Below are 22,157 nucleotides of genomic sequence, written 5' to 3' on the forward strand. Positions count from 1 at the left end.
ATATTATGAAAACGTATAAGTATTTATTCTTATTGATAGGTATATCAATATTTGGATGTTCAGATTTGGAAGAAGAGCCGGTTGGTTTATTGGCTCCAGATGGGTTTTTTAATACAGTTGATGACATTGAGACTGCAGCAAATGGAGCCTATGGACACATGACTCATGAAGATTTCTGGGGAAGAAAAATGTCTTTAACATTAATGCTTAGGGGTGACATGGTAGACATAGGGGACCCAACAACATCAACAAGACGAATTGAACATAATGAGTTCAACGTGCCTACGGATAATGGTATGATTAGTGGTTACTGGTTAAGGGTTTATCAAATGATAGCGGCTGCTAACCAAGCTATTGCGGGAGCAGATGATGTTAATGTAGCAGACGAAATTAAGAACCCAATGACTGCAAGAGCATATTTTGCAAGAGCTTTTGCTTATTTTCATCTGGTAAGACAATTTGGTGATATTCCTTACATAGATGCACCAATAACTGATTTAGAAGCTTCAAGTTCAATAAGTAAGACATCAGCAGCAGATGTTTACGCAAATATTATTGCAGATTTACAATTTGCTAAAACATGGTTGCCAGATACTCAGATAGCAAGATCTATTCCTGCGAAATCCGCGGCACATTCATATTTGGCATTGGTATATTTAACAATAGGCGATTATCAAAATGCTTACACAGAAGCAAAAGGAGTTATTGATAATGAAAGTGTATACAACTTAGGGTTGGAAGCTGATTTTCAATCTTTATTTGATGCGTCACAAATAGATAATTCTGTAGAACCAATATTTACTTTAGATTTTATTGGTGCCAGTAATGGTGATGATGGTAGAGACTATCAAGCAGCGCTAACAGGTCTTAGAGATGATGAACAGTATGGCCTTGGAGGTGGCTGGTCAGTTGGAGTACCTTCTTTGGAGGTTTATAATACATGGGATGGTAGAGATTACAGAAAAGCTGTTAGTTTAGATACAACGGGAGTTTTTGATGGCGTTCTTCAGCCTTATCAAGTTTTTAGAGAAAGTGGTGCAGGTAGGGGTGTCAACAGGCCTCATATCGCAAAATACACAAGAGCAATTGGTGAGACGGCAACAGGGAATGGTAGAGGTTCAAATGCTAACTATATGATGATACGCTATGCTGAAGTACTATTAATAGCTGCAGAAGCTCATAATGAAATAAGTGGTGGTAGTGCAGAGGCAATGGGTTATGTTAACAGGGTAAGGGCACGTGCTAGGAATAGTAACGGAGTTACTTCTGGATTATTCCCAGAGGATATTGCTGGATTGTCTCAAGATGCATTAAGAGATGTAATATTGGAAGAGCGTAAATGGGAATTGGCCTTTGAGTTCAAAAGATGGTATGATATTGCTAGAAGACAATTGGGTTCTGATGTGTTTAGTGCTTCGGGGTTAGAGGGTGACAAACCTAATTTTGATCCAAGCCAAGATTACTTGTTCCCACTACCGGCTCAAGAATTAGCAAGAAACCCTAATTTACTACCACAGAATCCAGGATACTAGGATATTAGTGTTTCAAATAAGAGAGAGTTAGTCTTGTGTCTTTTAATCCTTTGGATTTGTGGACTTCATGAATACAAATTCAAAGGGGTGGGACATAAATAACGACTTATAAATAAAAAAATCGGCTCTAATGTAAGAGCCGATTTTTTTTTATGTATAAACCATGTGATCAGGTTTTATGAATATGGTCAATGGGTTAGGCTATAGAATAAGTATAACTTGTTTTCATTCTATCAATACTGTGCATTGTATGTTTATATACCTAAATTGTACTTATGAATCTATATATTTTACTGGATTTAATATCTTAGAATAAATTAATTACATACTAAAGAAAACTATTTTAAGTTTCTGGATATGTCTAAAATAACTGACTTTAACTCATCAATATGACAAGATCAATTTATTCATTCTTTATATGCATCATTTTTTTGACGGCCTATAGCTGCAAAGACAACCCAAAACATACAGATGACATTGCTGAATCGCCAGAGCAACAATTAAAACAGCGGTATTCAAAACTAGTTACTTATCCGTTGGATTCAACAGCGTTTCCAAGAAGTGTAAATTTAAAAACCAATAACCTTAAAAAAGTACCCTCCAAGGACTGGACCAGTGGTTTTTTTGCGGGTAATCTTTGGCAAATCTATGAGCTAACTGGAGATACCGCATACAAGAATAAGGCTAAAAAATGGACGGCATTTATTGAAAAAGAAAAATTCAACGATCGTACTCACGATATGGGCTTTAAAGTTTTTAATAGTTTTGGCAAAGGTCTTAAAATTGAGGATGATCAAGAATATAAAGACAATATATTAATGAGCGCTAAAACATTAATTACAAGATATAACGATACTGTTGGTAGCATAAGGTCATGGGACTTTAATAAGAAAAGATGGAAATTTCCTGTAATTATTGATAACATGATGAATTTAGAACTTCTGTTTGAAGCCACAAAGATTTCAGGAGATAGTATATTTCATAATATAGCAGTGAAACATGCAAATACTACATTAAAAAATCATTTTAGACCAAACAATAGTACTTGGCATGTGTTGGATTATGACCCTGAAAATGGAGACATTAGAATGCGTGTAACGCATCAAGGTATCAATGATGATTCGTCATGGGCCAGAGGACAAGCTTGGGGAATATACGGCTTCACCATGGCGTATAGATATACAAAGGATCAAAGGTACTTAGATCAGGCTAAAGCAACTGCCGCTTTTTTTCTTGATCATCCCCATCTTCCGGAAGATGGGATTCCATATTGGGATTTTGACGCACCAAATATACCAGATGAACCTAGGGATGTTTCCGCTGGCGCTATAGTTGCTTCTGCATTAACTGAACTCTATGCCTACACTGATAATGAATATTATTTAAACTACAGTAAAAAAGTAATACATACGATAAAATCCTCAGACTATATTTTAGATAAAGACATTGAATATCCATTTATATTAGATCATAGTTCAGGCGATTGGTCTAAGAGATCAGAAATGGATGAGCCCATAGTATATGGAGATTATTATTTTTTAGAAACCTTATTGAGATTAAAAGATTTAAAATAATATGAAATTAAAAATGATAGGTTTAAGATATATAGTTATAAGTTTTTTCTTCTTAGTAATTGTCTCGTGTGGAAATACTACTGCAGATAATGACAATATAATTCGAAGCAAAGTAAACATTAATGACAACTGGGCTTACTTAGAAAATAATACAGAAGATATTGGTGTTGTGTTAGACCAAAGCAATTGGGAAAATATAAATTTACCTCATACTTGGAACGCGCTTGATGCGACTGATTTAGAGCCGGGCTATAGAAGAACGGCAAGCTGGTATAGGAAAGAATTAGATGTACCATCCATTGCCGCTAGTCAAATCTATCAAATTTATTTTGAAGGTGTGAATATTGTTAGTGAGGTCTATATCAATGGCAAAAAAGTTGGAGGACATACTGGCGGTTATATTGGTTTTACGATAGATATAACAGAAAGCATTACTTCAGGAAAAAACGAACTCTTAGTTAGAGTAGACAACGGATATAATCCAGAGGTGATTCCATCTCAAAAGAGTGATTTCTTCATTTTTGGTGGCATCACCAGAGATGTGTGGTTAGAAACACTTCCTAAACAGCACTTAACCAATTTAAAAATAACAACACCGAATGTTTCAAATGAAAAAGCAGACTTAAGAGCTACGGTTAAGGTTAGTGTTCTAAATTCAGATACAAAAATCAAGGCGATATTGACTGATGCTAATGGTGCTGAAGTCAAATCTTCTCTTTTTGATGTGGTGAATGGAAATTCAACTATAAGTTTTGAGAACTTAAAGGATATTAAACTTTGGGATACGGATAATCCTAATCTCTATACTTTAAATGTCCAGCTCCTGGAAAATGATAATGTAAAAGATGAAATATCTGATAGGGTTGGTTTTAGATGGTTCGAATTTAAAGATCATGGTGCTTTTTACCTTAATGGTAAACGCTTATTGTTAAGAGGCACGCACCGCCATGAAGAACATGCAGGTGTAGGTGCAGCGATGACCAACGACCAGCATAGAGCGGACATGGAACTCATAAAAGATATGGGAACCAATTTTGTACGGTTGGCCCACTACCCTCAAGACCCAGAGGTCTACAAGGCTTGTGATGAATTGGGTCTATTGGTTTGGGACGAATTACCTTGGTGCAGAGGAGGTCTAGGTAATGATAATTGGAAGAAAAACACAAAGCATATGCTTAAGGAAATTATAAATCAAAATTATAATCATCCTAGTATTATATTTTGGTCCTTAGGCAATGAGATTTATTGGTTACCAGATTTTGAAGATGGAGATAATAGAGAACATATCAATATCTATTTAAAAGAACTAAATGATTACGCTCATGAATTAGATCCGACTCGAAAAACAGCTATTAGAAAATATTATGAAGGCGCTGATATTGTCGATGTGTTTTCGCCATCAATTTGGTCAGGATGGTATTCTGGTAGTTATAAGAGTTATCGAAAAGCAGTTGACCAGTATAAAGCAGAATACAAACATTTTATACACACAGAATATGGTGGCTCAAGTCATTTGGGACGACATACTGAAAATCCAATTACTGGAGAAGGTAAAATTCAAGCAGACGGTTGGGAAGAAGCTATCGTGCAAACGGATGTCGCCAATATTGCACAAATAGGTGATTGGAGTGAAAATTATATTGTGGATTTGTTTGATTGGCATTTGCGTATTTCTGAAAATGATTCAACGTTTATAGGTAATGCGCAGTGGGCTTTTAAAGATTTTGGAACACCCTTACGACCAGAAAATGCCATTCCATATATGAATCAAAAAGGATTGGTAGATAGGAACAATAACCCTAAAGATGCCTTTTATGTCTTTAAAAGTTATTGGAACAAAACAGATCCTTTTACCTATATAGAGTCACATACATGGACAGAGCGTCAAGGACCTAAAGGATTGGCAAGGGACGTTAGTGTTTATAGTAATTGTCCAGAAGTAGAATTGTTTCTCAATGGTGAAAGCTTGGGTACTAAAAAGCGTGATATAAAATCATTCCCAGCGGCTGGATTAAATTGGAGTTTAAATTTTAAAGAAGGAAAAAATAAATTAGTTTCTGTTGGTAAAACCGTGGATGGTAAAGAGGTTAATGACGAATTGGATATTGACTATCGATTTACTAAGAACGGTAAAGCCAAAGGACTTAAGTTAGACTATGAGCTATTGGATAATGGTAATTATTTAGTAACTGCGATTGCACATGATAGCAATGGTTTGCGTTGTTTGGATTATGAGGATAGAGTCTATTTTCAATGCTTAGCTGGTGGAGAAACAAAGAAGAATTTAGGAACACCAACAGGAAGTGAATCTATTGAAATGGCTAACGGAAAGGCGTCAATAGAGGTAAAACCTTTTTCAAAAGACGAGCCACTTAAAATGATGGTTCTAAATCAAAGTTTTAAAGGCACCTATTTAACAATAGAATAATTCGTAGTCATCCATTATGGAGCACTTGCTTTTTAAATCGCGTTTTTCGGTTGAAATATGTTTGGGTGTCATATGTATTTTCTTTTTGACATGTTCTACACCTAAATCAGATTTCGATATAGTTTCAGATTTAGAGAAGACACGCATTACTGAGGAAGCGCATAGCTACTTGGGAGCTCAACCTATTACCATAACATCATATATAGCAGAAAGAAGTGCAGGTAGCATTCATGATTTTTATTCTGAAGGCGACTATTGGTGGCCCAATCCTAAATATCCAGACAGTGCATACATTAGAAAGGATGGGTTAAGTAATCCTGATAATTTCGTCGCACACAGAAAAGTAATGATTAGGTTGAGTTTAATTTCAGGGGCACTAGCTTCAGCATATTTGGTTACCGAAGATGAAAAATATATCGAGGCTCTATTACCTCATTTAAAAGCTTGGTTTGTAAATCCCAATACCAAGATGAATCCTAATTTATTATATGCACAAGCCATTAAAGGTAGGGTTACAGGAAGAGGGATAGGTATTATTGATACCATTCATTTAATCGAAGTTGCTAAGGCAACTCGAGTTGTAGGGCAATCAAAATTAATATCGGAGGCTGATTTTGAGAAAATAAAACAATGGTTTTCAGACTATACCAACTGGCTTACAACGCACAGTTTTGGTAAAAAAGAACGAGACAATGGAAACAACCATAGCGTTTGCTGGGCAATGCAGGTTGCCGCTTTTGCTGAATTGACTCAAGATGAAAATCAATTGAAAAACTGTAGAATGTTCTTTAAAGATGTCTTATTGCCGGAACAAATGGCGGAAGATGGTAGTTTTCCTAAAGAGTTATCCCGAACCAAACCCTATGGCTATTCTATTTTTAATTTAGATGCCATGTTTGGTCTTGCCCAAATAGTATGGACTGAAGAGGATAACTTATTCTTTTATAATACAGCGAACGGAAAAAGTCTGAAATTAGGCCTAGAGTTCTTATATCCTTATCTAGCTGATAAATCCAAATGGCCATATCAAAAAGATGTCATGTATTGGGAAGATTGGCCTACAAAACAACCTTCTATTTTGTTTGGTGCTTTACAATACGATGAAACTAGATATTTGACATTATGGAAACGTCTTCCTGAGATACCTAACAAGCAAGAAATCCTCAGAAACATGCCAATTAGGTATCCTTTGTTGTGGATAAAGAAATAATCACTATATTTGGTAAACCAGATTGGTAAACCAATTATTTTTTTCGTACTATAACATACTTTATTGGGACATTTACCTTTTGGCTTATATCTAAATTTAAATATTAACTAAAAATCAAATATATATGAAAACAAAATTACTTTTTGCATTATTATTTATATCCGCGTTAGGATATTCTCAAACTTACTCTAGTGGACCTTACTACATTAGCGAATTAATTACTACCGTTTCTGGTACTGATCAAGGAAAGGAATACTTAGAGTTTAGAGGGCCAGCCTCTGGTAGTTTCCCAGCGAATATTTATTTCATCGGTATAGAAGGCGATGGAAGTTCAAATCCAGGTGAAGTGAAAGATGTTATAGATTTAAGTTCTCAATCTTTTGGAACCAATGGGTTTCTAGGACTAGCTACAGTAGCAAGTGGATATGCTACTGCTACAGGAATAGATCCTGATGGCAACATGGTTGATGAAAATGATGTTCCAACCTATGATGGGGATTTTATGGACCAAAGTATTACTTATATGCTAATACTGTCTGCTACAGATCCTGATGGTGTAGATATTGATACGGATGATGATGGTGTTATTGATGCTTCTGGGGATCATACATCTTGGACAATTTATGATTCTACCAGTAATTTAGATGATGAAGATTCCTCAGGTATATCAATTGGCTATGGGCAAATTAATTTTGCACAAAATGTTGCTACACCTGGTAATGATGGACCGTATACTTATTTGTTTGATCCTATTGCTACTCAAACTATTAGTTTGAATGATAGTGGTACGTCTGAAAGTAGAATTTATTATATAGCTAGACAAGGCGTTTCAACCGGTTATGATGGTGCATCTGATTGGATGGGCGGTCAAACTAATTCGTCTTCAGTTGTTCCAAATTGGGACTTTTCAGGTACTGATTCTAAAAGTTCGCCAGATGAATTAGCAGGTAGTCAATTACCGAGTTCAAATATTGGTGGTCCAAATGTGGATCCGGTCGATGATTCAAATAATGTTGTGCTTTCAGTAGGAGACGATGTATTAGCTGCAAGTTTAAGTGTTTATCCAAACCCTGCTAAAACAACAATTACGATTAAATCAGCGGATCATATTCAATTTGACTCTGTAGAATTATATAATATTCTTGGATTAAGAGTATTAACTACTACAAATTTAGTTAATGATTCTATAGATGTTTCAGAAATGGCATCAGGTGTTTACTTACTTAGAATAAATTCTGGTAATAATTCTGCCACTAAACGAGTTGTTATTGAGTAACTTTTTTCATACATAAATTGATTGTTAGGAACAGCTTATGGGATTTCTCATAAGTTGTTCTTTATTTTAATCTAGATCAAAGACTTAAAAGACTGATATCTTTCCATACTTTATAATTGCTCTATTTTTAATCACTTATACTGATTTTATGTTAAATTGCTTTAGCTCATTAATTTTTAATTTATCCAAATTTTACTTCTGAAGAAAGCTATTCTATACATGGCGATTAGCGCGCTTGCGTTCACGTTTCTTAATGCATTTGTGAAATCTTTAGGAACTTTTAGTGTCTATCAAATTGTGTTTTTCCGCTCCGCAGGTTCATTGGTGTTTACTATACCATTTTTATTGAAAAATAAGATTTCCCTATTGGGAAATAAAAGAGGCTTGCTCGTCTTAAGAAGTGTTTTTGGATTAACTTCCATGACCCTATTCTTTTTATCCCTAAAATATATCCCTATGGGAACGGCGGTATCTCTTCGGTATATTGCACCAATTTTTGCTGCATTTTTTGCACTGCTGTTTCTTAAGGAAAATGTTAAGCTGTTACAGTGGCTTTTCTTTGCCATAGCCTTTGCTGGAGTTTTGGTTTTAAAAGGTCTTGATACTGAATTAAAAATTCAAGGTATACTTTTTGCTCTAGTTTCTGCGGTCTTTGCTGGGCTGGTTTATATTACGATTAGGAAAATTGGAGACAAGGATCATCCTGTCGTCGTGGTCAATTATTTTATGGTGATTTCGACAGTGATAGGTGGATTACTCTCCATAAATAATTGGACAATGCCTGTGGGTAAGCAATGGTTTATTTTGTTAAGTCTGGGTATATTTGGGTACTTTGCCCAACTTTATATGACAAAAGCAATGCAGGTTGGTGAAACCAATCAAGTAGCACCTTTAAAATATTTGGAAGTTATTTTTACCATTGTAATTGGCTTGTTTTGGTTTCAAGAGGTGTATACCTTATGGAGTTTAGCAGGAATTCTCCTTATAATTCTTGGACTAACCTTAAATATTAGTATTAAAAAGCCAAAATAAAATGTACGGTTAAGATATTATACATGTAGTCACTTGGATCTCCTTGACTTATAGATAAAATCCGTGATTCATTAATTTTAAAATGATTGCGGATTTTATGTTTTTAAGCAAGAATTTAGTGTTGATTAAGATATAGCCTCGCTATTAAGGTCTTTGGTATGTTATTTGTAGCTTTTGAGTATACAACTAACCCTAAGCCAGCTATATCATGACAAGAAAATCAACCATCTTTTATGCCATCTTCCTTATTGGTATAGGAAATACAAATGCCCAAAAAGATCTAGAATGCAAGACCAAACTTTCCATGTTTCATGAACCAGCCAAAGCAAAAAAATATGATGTAGCGTATGAGCCATGGTTGTATGTGAAGACGAATTGTCCAGACCTTAGTTTAGCCACTTATGCCGATGGTGAAAAAATACTAAAGCATAAAATTGAAAATACTAAAGGTGAAAAAAAGAAACGTTTTGTTGAAGACTTACTAGAGTTATTGAAAGCGCGTCAAAACTATTTTTCTAGTAACACACCAAAAGGAGAGTTTGGTGCTAAAGGTTGTCAATTACTATATGATCATAAGGACGAGTTAGGCAAAAGCAAAGCGGAATTATATAGTTGCTTTAACGACGTGTTTAATACGGACAAAGAAACATTTACACATCCTAAAAGCCTATATACCTACTTTTTTTTAATGGTAGAGCTTTTTGATGACCGTAAAAAAACAGATGCCGAACTATTCAATACCTATGACGATATTAATGAAAAGATTCAAGTTGAAATTCAGAATTATTCTGAAAAACTGAATGCACTCATATCTAAAATGGAAAGCGGCAAAACACTAAATCAGAAAGAGGACAATCAGAAAAAAGTATATGAAAGTTATCTTAAAAATTACACCCTAATTCAAGATAATATCGACGCTATGGTTAGCAGAAGAGCCAATTGCGACAATTTAATTCCCTTGTATTCTGGAGATTTTGAAGTTCATAAAAGTGACTCCACTTGGTTAAAGCGAGCCGTAAGTAGAATGTACCATAAGCAATGTACAGAAGCTTTGCTTTATGAAAATCTTGTAAAGCAATATGATGAGATAGCACCATCGGCAGACACCAAAGTTTATGTGGCTACCGTTTTGCTTAAAAAAGGAAAGGACAAAGATGCCAATCAATATTTGGAAGAGGGTTATAAATTAGAGACCAGACCATACAAAAAATCCAATTTGGCTATTAAAATTGGTATGATTTATAAAAACAAAGGGCAATATGGAAAGGCTAGAAGTTACTTGCTAGATGCGATAAAACTAAATCCATCTAACGGAAAGCCACACTTGCTCATTGCAGATATGTATGCTGAAAGTGCGAAAAATAAAAACTGTGGTAAGGATAATTTTTACCAAAGAGCCTTGTATTGGTTAGCAGCTAAGGAAGCGCTAAAAGCATCTCGAGTAGACCCAACATTGCAAAAACTGGCTAATCAATATGCGGTCAGCCACGAATCGAAAGCACCAACCAAAGAAGAAATATTCTTAAGCGGTTTGGCTGGTAAGACCATAACTGTTGGATGCTGGATCAATAGGTCAGTTGTGGTTCCTGAGCTTGATTAAAACAAAGCACTAGCAATAGCCCTTATATTATCACTTTTACCCATCGAATAGTAATGTAGTACTGGAATTCCGGCTTTTTGTAGCGCTTTAGATTGTTCTATACACCATTCAATACCAACCTCACGGACTTGCTTATTGTCCTTGCATTTTACAATGGCTATGATGAGATCTTCAGGTAAATCTACGTGGAAGCGATGAGGTATAATATTCAGTTGTTTTTTTGTAGCGATTGGTTTTAGGCCTGGAATAATAGGAACAGTAATACCCTCGCTCCTACATTTTTTTACAAAATCAAAATACTTCTGATTATCAAAAAACATTTGGGTGACTATATAGGTGGCACCATTTTTTATTTTCTTTTTCAAAAAGTGAATATCACTATCCAAACTTGGCGCTTCCATATGTTTTTCAGGATAGGCACCTACACCTATACAAAAATCTGTTTTTGAACTATTTAATAATTCTTCATCTAAGTATATGCCCTTGTTTAAATCTTCAATCTGTGCTACCAATTCATTGGCATAAGCATGACCGTCTTTTTCTGGCTTAAAATAGGTTTCGCTTTTTACGGCATCTCCACGCAGAGCCATAACATTATCAATGCCCAAAAAATCCAAATCAATTAAGAAGTTTTCAGTGTCTTCTTTACTAAAACCACCGCACAAAATATGTGGAATGGCATCAACACCATATTTATTCTGAATTGCGGCACAAATACCGACAGTACCTGGTCGCTTTTTTACCACTTGTTTTTTTAATAGCCCATTTTCAACTTCCTTAAACACATATTCTTCACGATGATAAGTGACGTCAATAAATGGTGGTTTAAATTCCATTAAAGGGTCAATATTACCGAAAATGGATTGTATATGTTGACCCTTTAAAGGTGGCAGTATTTCAAAGGAAAACTGTGTTTTCCCGTTGGCGTTTTTTATATGTTCTGTTACTTTCATTCTAATGAGCAATGTTTGGATTCAACCATTTTTCAGCTTCAGGTAAGGCAATTTTTCTTCGTTTACTATAATCTTCAACTTGATCTTTATTAATTTTTCCGAGTCCAAAATACTTTGCTTCTGGGTTTGCAAAATAATAGCCACTAACACTTGCTGCTGGCCACATGGCTAGGCTTTCAGTGAGTTTAACACCAATGGTGTCTTCCACCTTGAGTAAATTCCAAATGGTTGTTTTTTCCAAATGGTCAGGACAGGCTGGATAACCAGGTGCTGGTCTGATGCCTTTGTAGCTTTCTTTTATTAATTCCTCGTTGCTTAGGTTTTCGTTTTTGGCGTAATTCCAATGTTTGGTTCTTACTTCCTTATGAAGATATTCTGCAAAGGCTTCTGCTAATCGATCGGCCAAGGCCTTAATCATTATGGCATTGTAATCATCGTTGTCTGCTTCAAATTCTGCTGCTAATTCTTGGGTTCCAAAACCTGTGGATACGCAGAAACAACCCATGTAGTCTTGCTTGCCTGATGACTTTGGAGCTATAAAATCGGCTAGAGCAATATTGGGTTTTCCAGCCGATTTTTTAGACTGTTGACGCAAGGTTAGGAATCTGTACATTTCATCCTTGTTCTCGACTCCGCTCGAACTGACAGAAGAAATTTCAATATCATCATCATTAACTGTATTGGCTTCAAATAAGCCAAAAATGGCTTTTGCCTTTAAAAGCTTCTCATCAAAAATTCGCTTAAGCAATACTTGGGCGTCTGCAAACAGTTCCGTGGCTTGTTCACCAACAATGCTATCTTTTAAAATATCTGGATATTTACCATGTAAATCCCAACTTCTAAAAAATGGCGACCAATCTATATAATCTTCAAGTTTAGTGATATCAAAATCTTCAATAACCTTAATACCTAGTTCCTTCGGTTTTATGATTTCAGAGGTTTCCCAATCAATTTGAAATTTATTTTTTCTAGCCTCTTCTATTGATAGATATTCCTTTTTCTTCCCACGTTTTAGAAATTGTTCTCGAAACACATCATACTCCTCACGAATCTGTTTTTTATAGATGGCATTGTCTTTTTGAAGCAAATTGCCGACCACAGTTACTGCTCTTGAAGCATCGTTAATGTGAACTACCGTATTACTGTAATGTGGTGCAATTTTCACTGCCGAATGTGCCCTAGACGTTGTCGCTCCTCCAATAATAAGGGGAATATCTAATTGCTCTTTTTCCATGACCTTGGATACATAAACCATTTCATCTAATGACGGTGTAATTAGACCACTCAGACCAATCACATCTACATTTTCCTTTTTAGCGGTTTCAATGATTTTTTCGGGTGGCACCATAACACCAAGGTCAATGATTTCGTAATTATTGCAACCTAAAACCACACTTACGATATTCTTTCCAATATCGTGAACATCACCTTTTACGGTAGCCATTAATATTTTCCCAGAAAACTCCTGCTTACCATCTTTTTCCTCCTCAATAAATGGTTGTAAGTATGCCACAGCTTTTTTCATTACTCTTGCCGATTTCACCACTTGGGGTAGAAACATTTTTCCACTCCCAAATAAATCTCCAACCACATTCATACCTATCATTAAATGACCCTCAATGACGTCAATGGGTTTATCGGAGGCCAAGCGCGCTTCTTCAACATCTTCTATGACAAAAGTATCGATACCTTTAACCAAAGCGTGTGTAATTCTATCCTGTAAAGGATCATTTCTCCATTCCTGAACTGCCGCATCTTTACTCGTAGATGTTGAACCTTTTGCCTTAAGCGCTTCTGCAAAATCCAATAAGCGTTCTGTAGCATCATCGCGTCTATCAAATAGCACATCTTCAACTAATTCTAATAAATTGTTGTCTATTTCATCATAAATTTCGAGCATTGTTGGGTTAACGATACCTAAATTCATTCCGTTTTTGATGGCGTGATATAAAAAAGAAGAATGCATAGCTTCTCGAACCACATTGTTGCCTCTAAACGAAAATGAGACATTACTGACGCCTCCAGATATATTGGCATACGGTAAATTTTCACGAATCCATTTGGTAGCCTTAAAAAAATCGAGTGCATTTCTACGATGTTCTTCCATTCCTGTTGCTACAGGAAAAATATTAGGGTCGAAGATGATATCTTGAGGTGGAAACTTGACGTCGTTAACTAAAATATCATAAGAGCGTTTGCAGATTTCAATGCGTCTTTCGTAAGTATCCGCCTGTCCATCTTCATCAAAAGCCATAACAATGACCGCAGCCCCATAACGTTTTACTAATTTCGCTTGGCGTTTAAATTCGCTTTCCCCTTCTTTTAAACTTATAGAATTGACGACGCATTTACCTTGTGCAACTTGCAAACCAGCCTCGATAATTTCCCATTTGGAACTATCTATCATTAATGGAATTCGAGAAATGTCAGGTTCTGATGCTATGAGATTTAAAAAGGTAGTCATGGCATGGACACCATCGAGCATGCCTTCGTCCATATTAACATCCAAGATTTGTGCTCCACCTTCAACTTGATGTCTAGCGACTTCAAGGGCTTCGTTATATTTTTCCTCTTTTATTAGGCGAAGAAATTTTCTAGATCCTGTAACATTGGTACGCTCACCGACATTTATAAAATTACTTTCTGGTGTTACTACCAAAGGTTCTAAGCCAGATAAGGTTAAATATTTCTTACAGTCAGGTTCTGCCATTATGCAAATTCTTGAGTTAATCTTGGTTGATAGTTTTTAGCAACCTCAGCTATGGCTTTTATATGTGCAGGGCTAGTCCCACAACAACCACCAATAATATTTATTAATCCATCCTTGAGGTAATCTTCAATGTAACTTTGCATCTGTTCAGGTGACTCATCATATTCTCCAAAAGCATTTGGTAATCCTGCATTAGGATGCGCAGATATATAGAATTTGGTTTCATTTGATAAGCGTTGCAAATAAGGCTTTAACTGTTCTGCGCCAAGCGCACAATTAAACCCAACACTTAGCAGTGGAATATGCGATATCGAAGTTAAAAATGCTTCAACGGTTTGACCAGACAGCGTCCTGCCTGAGGCATCGGTTATGGTTCCCGACACCATAATTGGAATATCAATATGTCGTTCTTCTTTTACTTCATCAATAGCAAATAATGCAGCTTTTGCATTTAAGGTATCAAAGATGGTTTCCACCAAGAGTATATCAACACTACCATCAATAAGTGCTTCAACTTGTTGTTTATAGGCAATTCGCAATTCATTAAAGGTGATCGCTCTATATTCAGGACGATTAACATCTGGCGATAAACTTGCAGTTTTGTTTGTTGGTCCAATACTACCTGCAACGAATCTCGGTTTTTCTGGATTTTCCTTTGTGAATTTTTCAGCGACTTGTTTAGCTATTTTTGCAGATTCAAAATTGAGTTCGTACACTAAATCTTCCATGTTATAATCTGCCATAGCTATGGTTGTACCCGAAAATGTATTGGTCTCCACAATATCCGCTCCAGCTTCGAAGTACTTGGCATGGACTTCTGCAATGGCTTCAGGTTGTGTTAAGGATAATAAATCGTTATTCCCCTTTAAAGGCGATGGATAATCCTTAAAGCGTGCTCCTCTAAAATCGTCTTCGGAAAAATTGTACTGTTGAAGCATGGTACCCATGGCACCATCAAGGACAAAAATTCGCTTTTCTAATTCGGCACTGATGTCATACTTTTCTATTTCCATATACTTTGAATAATCAAATACAAATACTACTTAAAAGTGTACTTAATAGAAAAATGTTATAAAGAAATTGCCAATTACAGATGAGTAATTAGTCTTGTGTTATCTATCCGAAATTGCAAAAAATGACTTGCATATTCAAGTAGAATTTAGCACCTTCTTAGTAAGTCTAAGGGTTGCTAAGGTTTCAAAGGGTCTAATCCCTCCACCTTTCTTAATAACATTTCAATAAGTTATTTGAACTTTGAAATACAATATTCAAAAACTAAACGTTAATAAGCAAATTTTATTCACTTTATTTTAACTAATGCATTTTGCTTTTTAGTTGTAACTTTGATAATTCCCAAACGAATTAATTATGTTAGAAAACTTCTGGTTTAATGTACAATATGGCATTAACCATGTATTAGATCCTAACGGTTATGACCATGTACTTTTCTTAATGGTTTTAGCCGTTCCTTATATGTTTAAGGATTGGAAACGTGTACTTCTACTAGTTTCCATGTTTACCTTGGGTCATACCCTATCCTTGGTTTTGGCTGCTTATGGTGTAGTCGCGGTAGATGGCAAGCTTGTGGAATTTTTGATTCCAGTGACGATTTTAATTGCAGCAATCTACAACGTTTTTACAGCAAGCAAAAAAGATAAGAGCAATAAAGTAAGTCTGTTGTTCTTTACAACGCTATTTTTTGGATTAATCCATGGTTTAGGATTTGCAAGAGAGTTCAAGATGTTTGCGGGCCAATCCGAAAACAAAGTAGAACTCCTTATTGAGTTTGCTTTAGGAATAGAAATAGCACAAATTATTATTGTATTTGTAGTTTTGTTTTTGGGCTTTTTATGTCAAACACTTTTTAGATTTTCTCGTCGTGATTGGGTTATGGTACTCTCATCGATTGTCATTGGCCTGGTGATACCTATGATAATTCATAGTGATTTGTTAAAATAGTACATGAAGTTTGGTAAAACTTTAACGGCTAGGAAATTGCTTATAAAATACTATCCCTTTATATTCGTTAATTACATGGCATATAGATGCCGCAATATTTATTGATGTCTGATAAAAAACAATTACGTTACGATAAGGCTTATTTAAGAATTGCTCAAGAATGGGGAAAGCTATCGCATTGCAAACGAAAGCAAGTTGGTGCGTTAATTGTTAAAGATCGAATGATAATTTCTGATGGTTATAACGGTACTCCTACAGGTTTCGAAAATTATTGTGAAGATGAAGATGGTTACACGAAATGGTATGTGCTACATGCCGAGGCTAATGCAATTTTAAAAGTAGCCTCATCGACACAGTCATGTAAAGGTGCAACGTTATATATTACATTGTCGCCATGCAAGGAGTGTAGTAAGCTAATTCATCAGGCTGGCATTATTCGTGTAGTATATCAAAATGGTTATAAAGACGATTCAGGGCTGAAATTTTTAGAAAAAGCAGGTATTGCATTAGAACATATCGAAGATTTAGAAGCGTAATGGCAACAAAGAATAAATACATACCACTGATTATTGGTACTGCAATTGCAGCAGGAGTTGCCATTGGAGGTAAATTAAATTTTACGGATACCTCAGATAATCTCTTCACTACGAATAGTAAAAAGGATAAACTTAATCGACTGATAGATTATATTGATTATGAGTATGTCGATGAAGTAAATACTGATAGTATTGTAGATGTAACAGTTAACGGAATTCTAGATAACTTAGATCCTCACTCCACCTACATTCCCAAGGAAGATTTACAACGCATTACCGAAAATATGAAAGGTGATTTTGTTGGTATAGGTATTAATTATTATCCATATAAGGATACCATAGCTGTTATAAAACCTACTGAGGGAGGTCCAAGTGAACGTGCTGGAATAATGGGCGGAGATAGAATTTTGATGGCAGATGGCGATACGATCTATGGAAAAAATATTACCAATGACTTTGTGTCTAAAAGACTCAAAGGCGATAAGAATACAAAAGTGAATCTGACAGTTTACAGAAAGAGTGAAGATAAATTGTTGGAGTTTGAAATAAAACGAAAAGATATACCAATTAAAAGTGTCGAAGCAGCATACATGTTAACCGATGAGTTAGGTTATATAAAAATGAATCGTTTTGCAGAATCGAGTTTTAAGGAATTTAAATTGGCTTTAGAAGAATTGCAGGATCAAGGAGCGGTAAAGTTGGCCTTGGATTTGCGAGATAATCCTGGCGGATTCTTGGGAATAGCAGAGCAAATAGCTGATGAGTTTTTAGAAGATGATAAGCTTATTCTTTTTACAAGAGATAAAAAGGGTAAAGAAGAGCGTACCTATGCCACGGGCAGAGGTGATTTTGAAGATGGTGAGTTATATATATTGATTAACGAAAATTCAGCTTCAGCGAGTGAAGTGATTGCAGGCGCACTTCAGGATAATGATAAAGGCATTATAATAGGGAGACGTTCTTATGGTAAAGGTCTGGTGCAACGCGAGATGGCTCTAGGTGATGGTAGTGCAGTGCGCTTAACAGTGTCTAGATATTACACGCCAACGGGTCGTTCTATCCAAAGACCGTATACTAATGGTAACAGCAGTTCTTACTACAGTGATTATTACAAGCGGTTGCGAACAGGTGAGTTGGCTGATGAAGACAGTATTGAGGTGGATGATTCTCTAAAGTTTACGACTCCAAAAGGTAAAGTTGTTTATGGAGGTGGAGGCATAATACCAGATGTTTTTGTGCCTGTAGATCGTGCATTTGACAACGAAACCATCAATTATCTGCGTAGACGAGGTCATTTTGGATATTTTGTTTTCGAAGAATTAGATAAGGATCGAAGCGCTTACGATCATATCACTAAATATGATTTTATAAATAATTTTGAAGTGAGTGATGATATCGTTGTGCGTTTCCAAGATTATGTCAATAGAAAAGAGGGTACTAATATCACCTTTGTTGCTTATAATGATGAAATTAGACGATTGATCAAAGCAACATTGGCACGTCAATTATTTGACGACAACGCATTCATGGAAATTCTCAATGCAGAAGACGTGATGGTACAAGAAGTTATCCTTTTGAGTGCTGAATATCCTAATTTTAAACAGTAACCTTGTCGTGCACCTTAGTGTGCTTACCGTCATTCCAAAGTGTTAGAATGTCCGTGGCAACGTGCGCACCACTGCCACTAGCTATTGCGAATTGGCTTCTCCAACCTGCTAAAGTACCAGCTACATAGAGATTATTTTCAATTATATGATCTGTGTTTTTTAACCAGATTCTATCTTTTTCAATGTTTGCTCTAGGATGGGGCTCTGTATAGTTCTCAAGCCCTTTAATGGTCATTAAGCTCGTATATCCAACAGTAATCACTACAATTTCAGATTGGTACTCTTTTTTATTGGTTATGACTTTAAATCCTTTCTCAAGCTTCTCTACACTTGTAACTTTTTCCTTTTCAATTTGCTCGACATGGGGATATAAAGACTTAAGTTGATGCCTACCATTTTCCAAAATATCACTTCCTAAAGTACCTGGTTCCAAACCTAGAACATTATTAAAAAGTGCATTTTGTAGATGTGATGTTTTTTGATGGGTGATAATGCCAATGTGCTTGCCTTTGGCATATGGTTTATCTTTTGCCGAACCTAATATGAGAGCGCAAGATAAGCCTGCGGCACCAGCTCCGATTATTAATGTGTCATACATAGTCAAGACGCTTTAAATTATCAGTAATATAGGTTATATTTAATACTTTTTAAAAGAGAATCGCACGTCTTTTTTTAGCTATTATTTATTATGAAATATATTATTGGTTTATTTTTTTCATTGATTTTATTATCATTGGTATTGTCTCGTAAGAAAATACTTGAACCCGGCAATTCTTTAAATTCGAGCACCTTTCAAATTGATTCTTCCGCGAAAGACAGTTTAAATCTATCTCAAGGTCGTTCTGTACTAAATGACGCTATCGCGAGAATACGAAAAGGCCAGTTTAATCACGATACAAAGAAACTGTTGGATAGTGCTAAAGCTATATATGGCAAAATAGAACGACTTCCAATAAAAGACCTGAGTAATTTGTATAGCTATTTGGATGTATTTACCTATGAGGCTAGACAGTTAGATGAAAATATTGAATTCAATAAGGAATTTATTGAAAAATATAAAACATACAATAACAAAAATTATAGTAAGTTGTTAATGGCTACTTCTAATTTGGGTTATTCACTTTTGGATGTTGGCAAGCCCTTAGAAGCCCTTCGGGAAAGTATATTTCCGATTAAAAAAACCATAGATTCTTTGTTAAATGAGAAAATAGCCGACAGTTTAGAAAATCAACTCCGAACTGCTCAATTAGTGAATTACAGACAGCTTATTCTGTCTGCTCAAGAGCTTGAAAATGGTAAGATTCTCAGAGAAGCACTAATTGATTTTGAAGATTATCTTAAACAAGATAATATATCTGAGGAAGCCAAGCAGTTTTTACCATACGCTTTGAGTAATTTGGCAGATGTCTGTATTGAATTAGGAGAGTATGAAAAAGCTAAAAGTCATATCGAGCATTGGAAATCTCTTGTAGATTCTAACAAATATATAGATCAATTGATGATCTTAGATTTAGAGTCTAAAATGCAAAAAATCAATAATGAAATCTCAACACTTGAAGTCACCTTAAAAAATGCAAATACTATTTATAATTTAATAGATGAGGACAATCCGTATAAAAATATTTTTTATACGTCTATATTGTATAGAATTACTAAAATTCAATTAGAAAATGATGCTATTGATAAATCATCATTAAGTTCAAGAATAAATAAATTATTAGAGTTAAGTGAATCTAATATAGATCGTGACAGGACATTTGCCCTATATGCCTACGATTTGGAAATTTTGAAGAATTTTAAGCCTCTAAGCTTAGACACATTGCCTTATTTTATAGACGAGCAATTAAAACTAGCAACACAATTTAATAAGAGTGATTTTTTAAATAAAAATGCGATTCATAAGATAAAGTTTGCTTTGTTGAAGAATGACAGTTTTCAATTGGATAATATTATTATGTCATTCTTAGATAGAAATAAAATTGATAGTTTAAATACCATTAGTTCTCTGAACCAAGATTTTAAGAATAGATTATATGGGAGTTTGCATACTGCACAAACTTCAATAAGTATTAGTAATTTGTTGTTAGAACAAGCGTTTAAATCAAAAGATCAGCAATTGTTTAGTACGTCTTATAAGTTAGCCTTTCTAGCGGGCATGTTAGTAGATGTAAATAAAAGTCAGTTTAATTTCAATTCTTTAGAAAGAGATCTCATTAATAATATTAATACTAATCTTTTGAAATGTAGAGAAAATTTGGATTTGTCTATAGAGAATGTTGCAGCACATAATGATGGTGTAATTGAAGTTTTAGAGCAAAACACAAATTCCTTACTTACCATTAAAAATAGTATAAATAGTATTAAATATGATTACTCAATGGATGCGCAGATTGTAATGGACAGTCTTAATATAGTAGATGCCCAAATAGCGCAAGTAAGATCTAACTTATTCAATTCTTCCGATAAAGAATATCAGGAATTACAAAAGGATCTAGATAGTCTTAAGTTGAATAAAGCCAACATTCTAATAGATATAAAAAAAGACGCTTATAGCACTAAGCTTAATGATGCTTTGGGATTTGAAATGGCAGAATTAAAATCAAAACTAGGTGCTAAGGAGGCCATCATTAGATTTTATGATTATGATGATTTATACGCATTTTTGATTTCAAAGGATCAATCTAGATTTTTTAATCTTGGAAGTAGTGACAAAATTGCAAACGATGTTTCTAATTTTTTAAAAAATATTAGGGGTTTAAAAGATATTGATGAGAGTTATAACTCGATGGCATCTCATTTAAAACCAATATTACAAAATTTGAAAGCATCAAGAATAACAATAGTGCCAGAGGGAATGATTTCACTATTGCCCTTTGAGTTGTTCGTAGATAAAACTTTGGAAAATAATATTACCGTAAACTATAATTCGTCCCTAAAGATTATAGGAAGTGATATCAATTCAGAAACCTTACAACTGGCATCTTTTTCTCCTGCTTATAGTAGCGAGAGGAGTAGACAGAATGTATTTAGACAATCCATTGAGAGAAGTAGTAATGCCTATGAATTACCTTTTGCTCTTGAAGAGGCTTCTTATGTAGCGTCTTTATTTAATGGCGATTTGTTCAAAGGGAAAGAAGCAGATAAAGAGACGTTCGTTAATATGGCTTCTAATTATCAGATATTGCACTTGGCAATGCATGCCTATACAGACTCTGATAATGAATATGATTCTAAACTTTTATTCTCTGGAAATAATAATGAAGATCATTTAGATCTGGAAGCCATTTATAATCTTAATCTCAAAGCGAAACTCACAACTGTAAGTGCGTGTAATACTGGGTTTGGACGAATTGATCCGATAGAGGGAGTCTTAAGTTTTTCTCGTGCTTTCCAATACGCTGGTAGTGATGCCACTTTGACCAGTTTATGGCGTGTGCCAGATAAGGAAACTTCCATTATCATGAAACGCTTTTATGAGAACCTTAAAGAGGGTCAATCTAAAAGTGAGGCTCTAAAAGGCGCTAAGAAGTATTATTTAGAAACTACAGAAGACCCAAACTTTAAGCATCCCTATTATTGGGCAGGTTTTGTATTAACTGGTGATACTTCGGCAATTACGAGTGGTTCAAATTATTGGGTATATATTATTGGTGTATTAGCAATTCTTGCCTTACTGATTTTTACAATTAAAAAACGCCTTAATACTAATTAAGGCGTGTATATTGAAGAACAAAGAATAC

Annotated in this window: 15 protein-coding genes and 1 riboswitch; of the genes, 11 read left to right on the top strand and 4 right to left on the bottom strand. The window is 35.0% G+C overall.

The features are described 5' to 3' along the window. The first annotated feature begins 5 nt into the window (after window positions 1-5). From H7F21_RS03505 to H7F21_RS03535, 7 genes are all read left to right on the top strand, one after another. Window positions 6-1,532, top strand: coding sequence for a RagB/SusD family nutrient uptake outer membrane protein (locus H7F21_RS03505; RefSeq protein WP_185787834.1), 1,527 nt, complete (start codon window positions 6-8; stop codon window positions 1,530-1,532). A gap of 389 nt (window positions 1,533-1,921) precedes the next feature. Continuing rightward, entirely contained in the window at window positions 1,922-3,106 is a 1,185-nt protein-coding gene (locus tag H7F21_RS03510) for a glycoside hydrolase family 88 protein (RefSeq protein ID WP_185787835.1), read from the top strand. A gap of 1 nt (window position 3,107) precedes the next feature. After that, window positions 3,108-5,534, top strand: coding sequence for a glycoside hydrolase family 2 protein (locus tag H7F21_RS03515; protein WP_185787836.1), 2,427 nt, complete (start codon window positions 3,108-3,110; stop codon window positions 5,532-5,534). Between the two features lie 16 nt (window positions 5,535-5,550). After that, entirely contained in the window at window positions 5,551-6,744 is a 1,194-nt protein-coding gene (locus H7F21_RS03520) for an alginate lyase family protein (protein ID WP_185787837.1), read from the top strand. A 124-nt stretch (window positions 6,745-6,868) separates the two neighbouring features. After that, entirely contained in the window at window positions 6,869-8,020 is a 1,152-nt protein-coding gene (locus H7F21_RS03525; protein WP_185787838.1) for a T9SS type A sorting domain-containing protein, read from the top strand. A 189-nt stretch (window positions 8,021-8,209) separates the two neighbouring features. Further along, on the top strand, window positions 8,210-9,052 hold the full coding sequence (locus tag H7F21_RS03530; RefSeq protein ID WP_343067535.1) for a DMT family transporter: 843 nt from the start codon (window positions 8,210-8,212) through the stop codon (window positions 9,050-9,052). Window positions 9,053-9,260: 208 nt separating this feature from the next. Beyond that, complete coding sequence (locus H7F21_RS03535; protein ID WP_185787840.1) at window positions 9,261-10,652, top strand: tetratricopeptide repeat protein; 1,392 nt, start codon at window positions 9,261-9,263, stop codon at window positions 10,650-10,652. Here the strand turns inward: H7F21_RS03535 and metF are convergent. Genes metF through H7F21_RS03550 form a run of 3 tightly spaced genes read right to left on the bottom strand, consistent with a single transcriptional unit; the run spans window position 10,649 to window position 15,328 of the window. Further along, window positions 10,649-11,605, bottom strand: a complete 957-nt coding sequence (gene metF, locus H7F21_RS03540) for a methylenetetrahydrofolate reductase [NAD(P)H] (protein WP_185787841.1) — start codon at window positions 11,603-11,605, stop codon at window positions 10,649-10,651. The two genes, H7F21_RS03535 and metF, sit on opposite strands and share 4 nt — an antisense overlap. Before the next feature lies 1 nt (window position 11,606). Next, window positions 11,607-14,315, bottom strand: a complete 2,709-nt coding sequence (gene metH, locus H7F21_RS03545; RefSeq protein ID WP_185787842.1) for a methionine synthase — start codon at window positions 14,313-14,315, stop codon at window positions 11,607-11,609. Then, window positions 14,315-15,328 carry a homocysteine S-methyltransferase family protein gene (locus H7F21_RS03550; protein WP_185787843.1) on the bottom strand — a complete coding sequence of 338 codons (1,014 nt, stop codon included), beginning with the start codon at window positions 15,326-15,328 and terminating at the stop codon, window positions 14,315-14,317. The genes metH and H7F21_RS03550 overlap by 1 nt, the downstream gene beginning before the upstream one ends. 96 nt (window positions 15,329-15,424) lie before the next feature. Next, window positions 15,425-15,549, bottom strand: a riboswitch (SAM riboswitch). 134 nt (window positions 15,550-15,683) lie between these two features. On the opposite strand from H7F21_RS03550, the gene H7F21_RS03555 reads away from it, so the two are divergent. The 3 genes from H7F21_RS03555 to H7F21_RS03565 all read left to right on the top strand — a co-directional run bounded on the left by H7F21_RS03555 (window position 15,684) and on the right by H7F21_RS03565 (window position 18,417). Further along, complete coding sequence (locus tag H7F21_RS03555) at window positions 15,684-16,274, top strand: HupE/UreJ family protein (protein ID WP_185787844.1); 591 nt, start codon at window positions 15,684-15,686, stop codon at window positions 16,272-16,274. 104 nt (window positions 16,275-16,378) lie between these two features. Beyond that, on the top strand, window positions 16,379-16,810 hold the full coding sequence (locus H7F21_RS03560; RefSeq protein ID WP_185787845.1) for a deoxycytidylate deaminase: 432 nt from the start codon (window positions 16,379-16,381) through the stop codon (window positions 16,808-16,810). Next, a complete protein-coding gene (locus tag H7F21_RS03565; RefSeq protein ID WP_185787846.1) occupies window positions 16,810-18,417 on the top strand; it encodes a S41 family peptidase in 1,608 nt (535 codons plus the stop codon). The genes H7F21_RS03560 and H7F21_RS03565 overlap by 1 nt, the downstream gene beginning before the upstream one ends. Here the strand turns inward: H7F21_RS03565 and H7F21_RS03570 are convergent. Continuing rightward, entirely contained in the window at window positions 18,407-19,015 is a 609-nt protein-coding gene (locus H7F21_RS03570) for an FAD-dependent oxidoreductase (RefSeq protein WP_185787847.1), read from the bottom strand. The genes H7F21_RS03565 and H7F21_RS03570 overlap by 11 nt on opposite strands. 90 nt (window positions 19,016-19,105) lie before the next feature. On the opposite strand from H7F21_RS03570, the gene H7F21_RS03575 reads away from it, so the two are divergent. Continuing rightward, window positions 19,106-22,129, top strand: coding sequence for a CHAT domain-containing protein (locus tag H7F21_RS03575; RefSeq protein WP_185787848.1), 3,024 nt, complete (start codon window positions 19,106-19,108; stop codon window positions 22,127-22,129). The last annotated feature ends 28 nt before the right edge of the window (window positions 22,130-22,157 follow it).

The organism is Winogradskyella flava (genome assembly GCF_014243395.1).
GTDB lineage: Bacteria > Bacteroidota > Bacteroidia > Flavobacteriales > Flavobacteriaceae > Winogradskyella > Winogradskyella flava.

Coding starts and splice junctions, on each gene's coding strand:
- H7F21_RS03505 (WP_185787834.1), top strand. CDS start 6: ATGAAAACGTATAAGTATTTATTCTTATTGATAGGTATATCAATATTT.
- H7F21_RS03510 (WP_185787835.1), top strand. CDS start 1,922: ATGACAAGATCAATTTATTCATTCTTTATATGCATCATTTTTTTGACG.
- H7F21_RS03515 (WP_185787836.1), top strand. CDS start 3,108: ATGAAATTAAAAATGATAGGTTTAAGATATATAGTTATAAGTTTTTTC.
- H7F21_RS03520 (WP_185787837.1), top strand. CDS start 5,551: ATGGAGCACTTGCTTTTTAAATCGCGTTTTTCGGTTGAAATATGTTTG.
- H7F21_RS03525 (WP_185787838.1), top strand. CDS start 6,869: ATGAAAACAAAATTACTTTTTGCATTATTATTTATATCCGCGTTAGGA.
- H7F21_RS03535 (WP_185787840.1), top strand. CDS start 9,261: ATGACAAGAAAATCAACCATCTTTTATGCCATCTTCCTTATTGGTATA.
- metF (WP_185787841.1), bottom strand. CDS start 11,605: ATGAAAGTAACAGAACATATAAAAAACGCCAACGGGAAAACACAGTTT.
- metH (WP_185787842.1), bottom strand. CDS start 14,315: ATGGCAGAACCTGACTGTAAGAAATATTTAACCTTATCTGGCTTAGAA.
- H7F21_RS03550 (WP_185787843.1), bottom strand. CDS start 15,328: ATGGAAATAGAAAAGTATGACATCAGTGCCGAATTAGAAAAGCGAATT.
- H7F21_RS03555 (WP_185787844.1), top strand. CDS start 15,684: ATGTTAGAAAACTTCTGGTTTAATGTACAATATGGCATTAACCATGTA.
- H7F21_RS03560 (WP_185787845.1), top strand. CDS start 16,379: ATGTCTGATAAAAAACAATTACGTTACGATAAGGCTTATTTAAGAATT.
- H7F21_RS03565 (WP_185787846.1), top strand. CDS start 16,810: ATGGCAACAAAGAATAAATACATACCACTGATTATTGGTACTGCAATT.
- H7F21_RS03570 (WP_185787847.1), bottom strand. CDS start 19,015: ATGTATGACACATTAATAATCGGAGCTGGTGCCGCAGGCTTATCTTGC.
- H7F21_RS03575 (WP_185787848.1), top strand. CDS start 19,106: ATGAAATATATTATTGGTTTATTTTTTTCATTGATTTTATTATCATTG.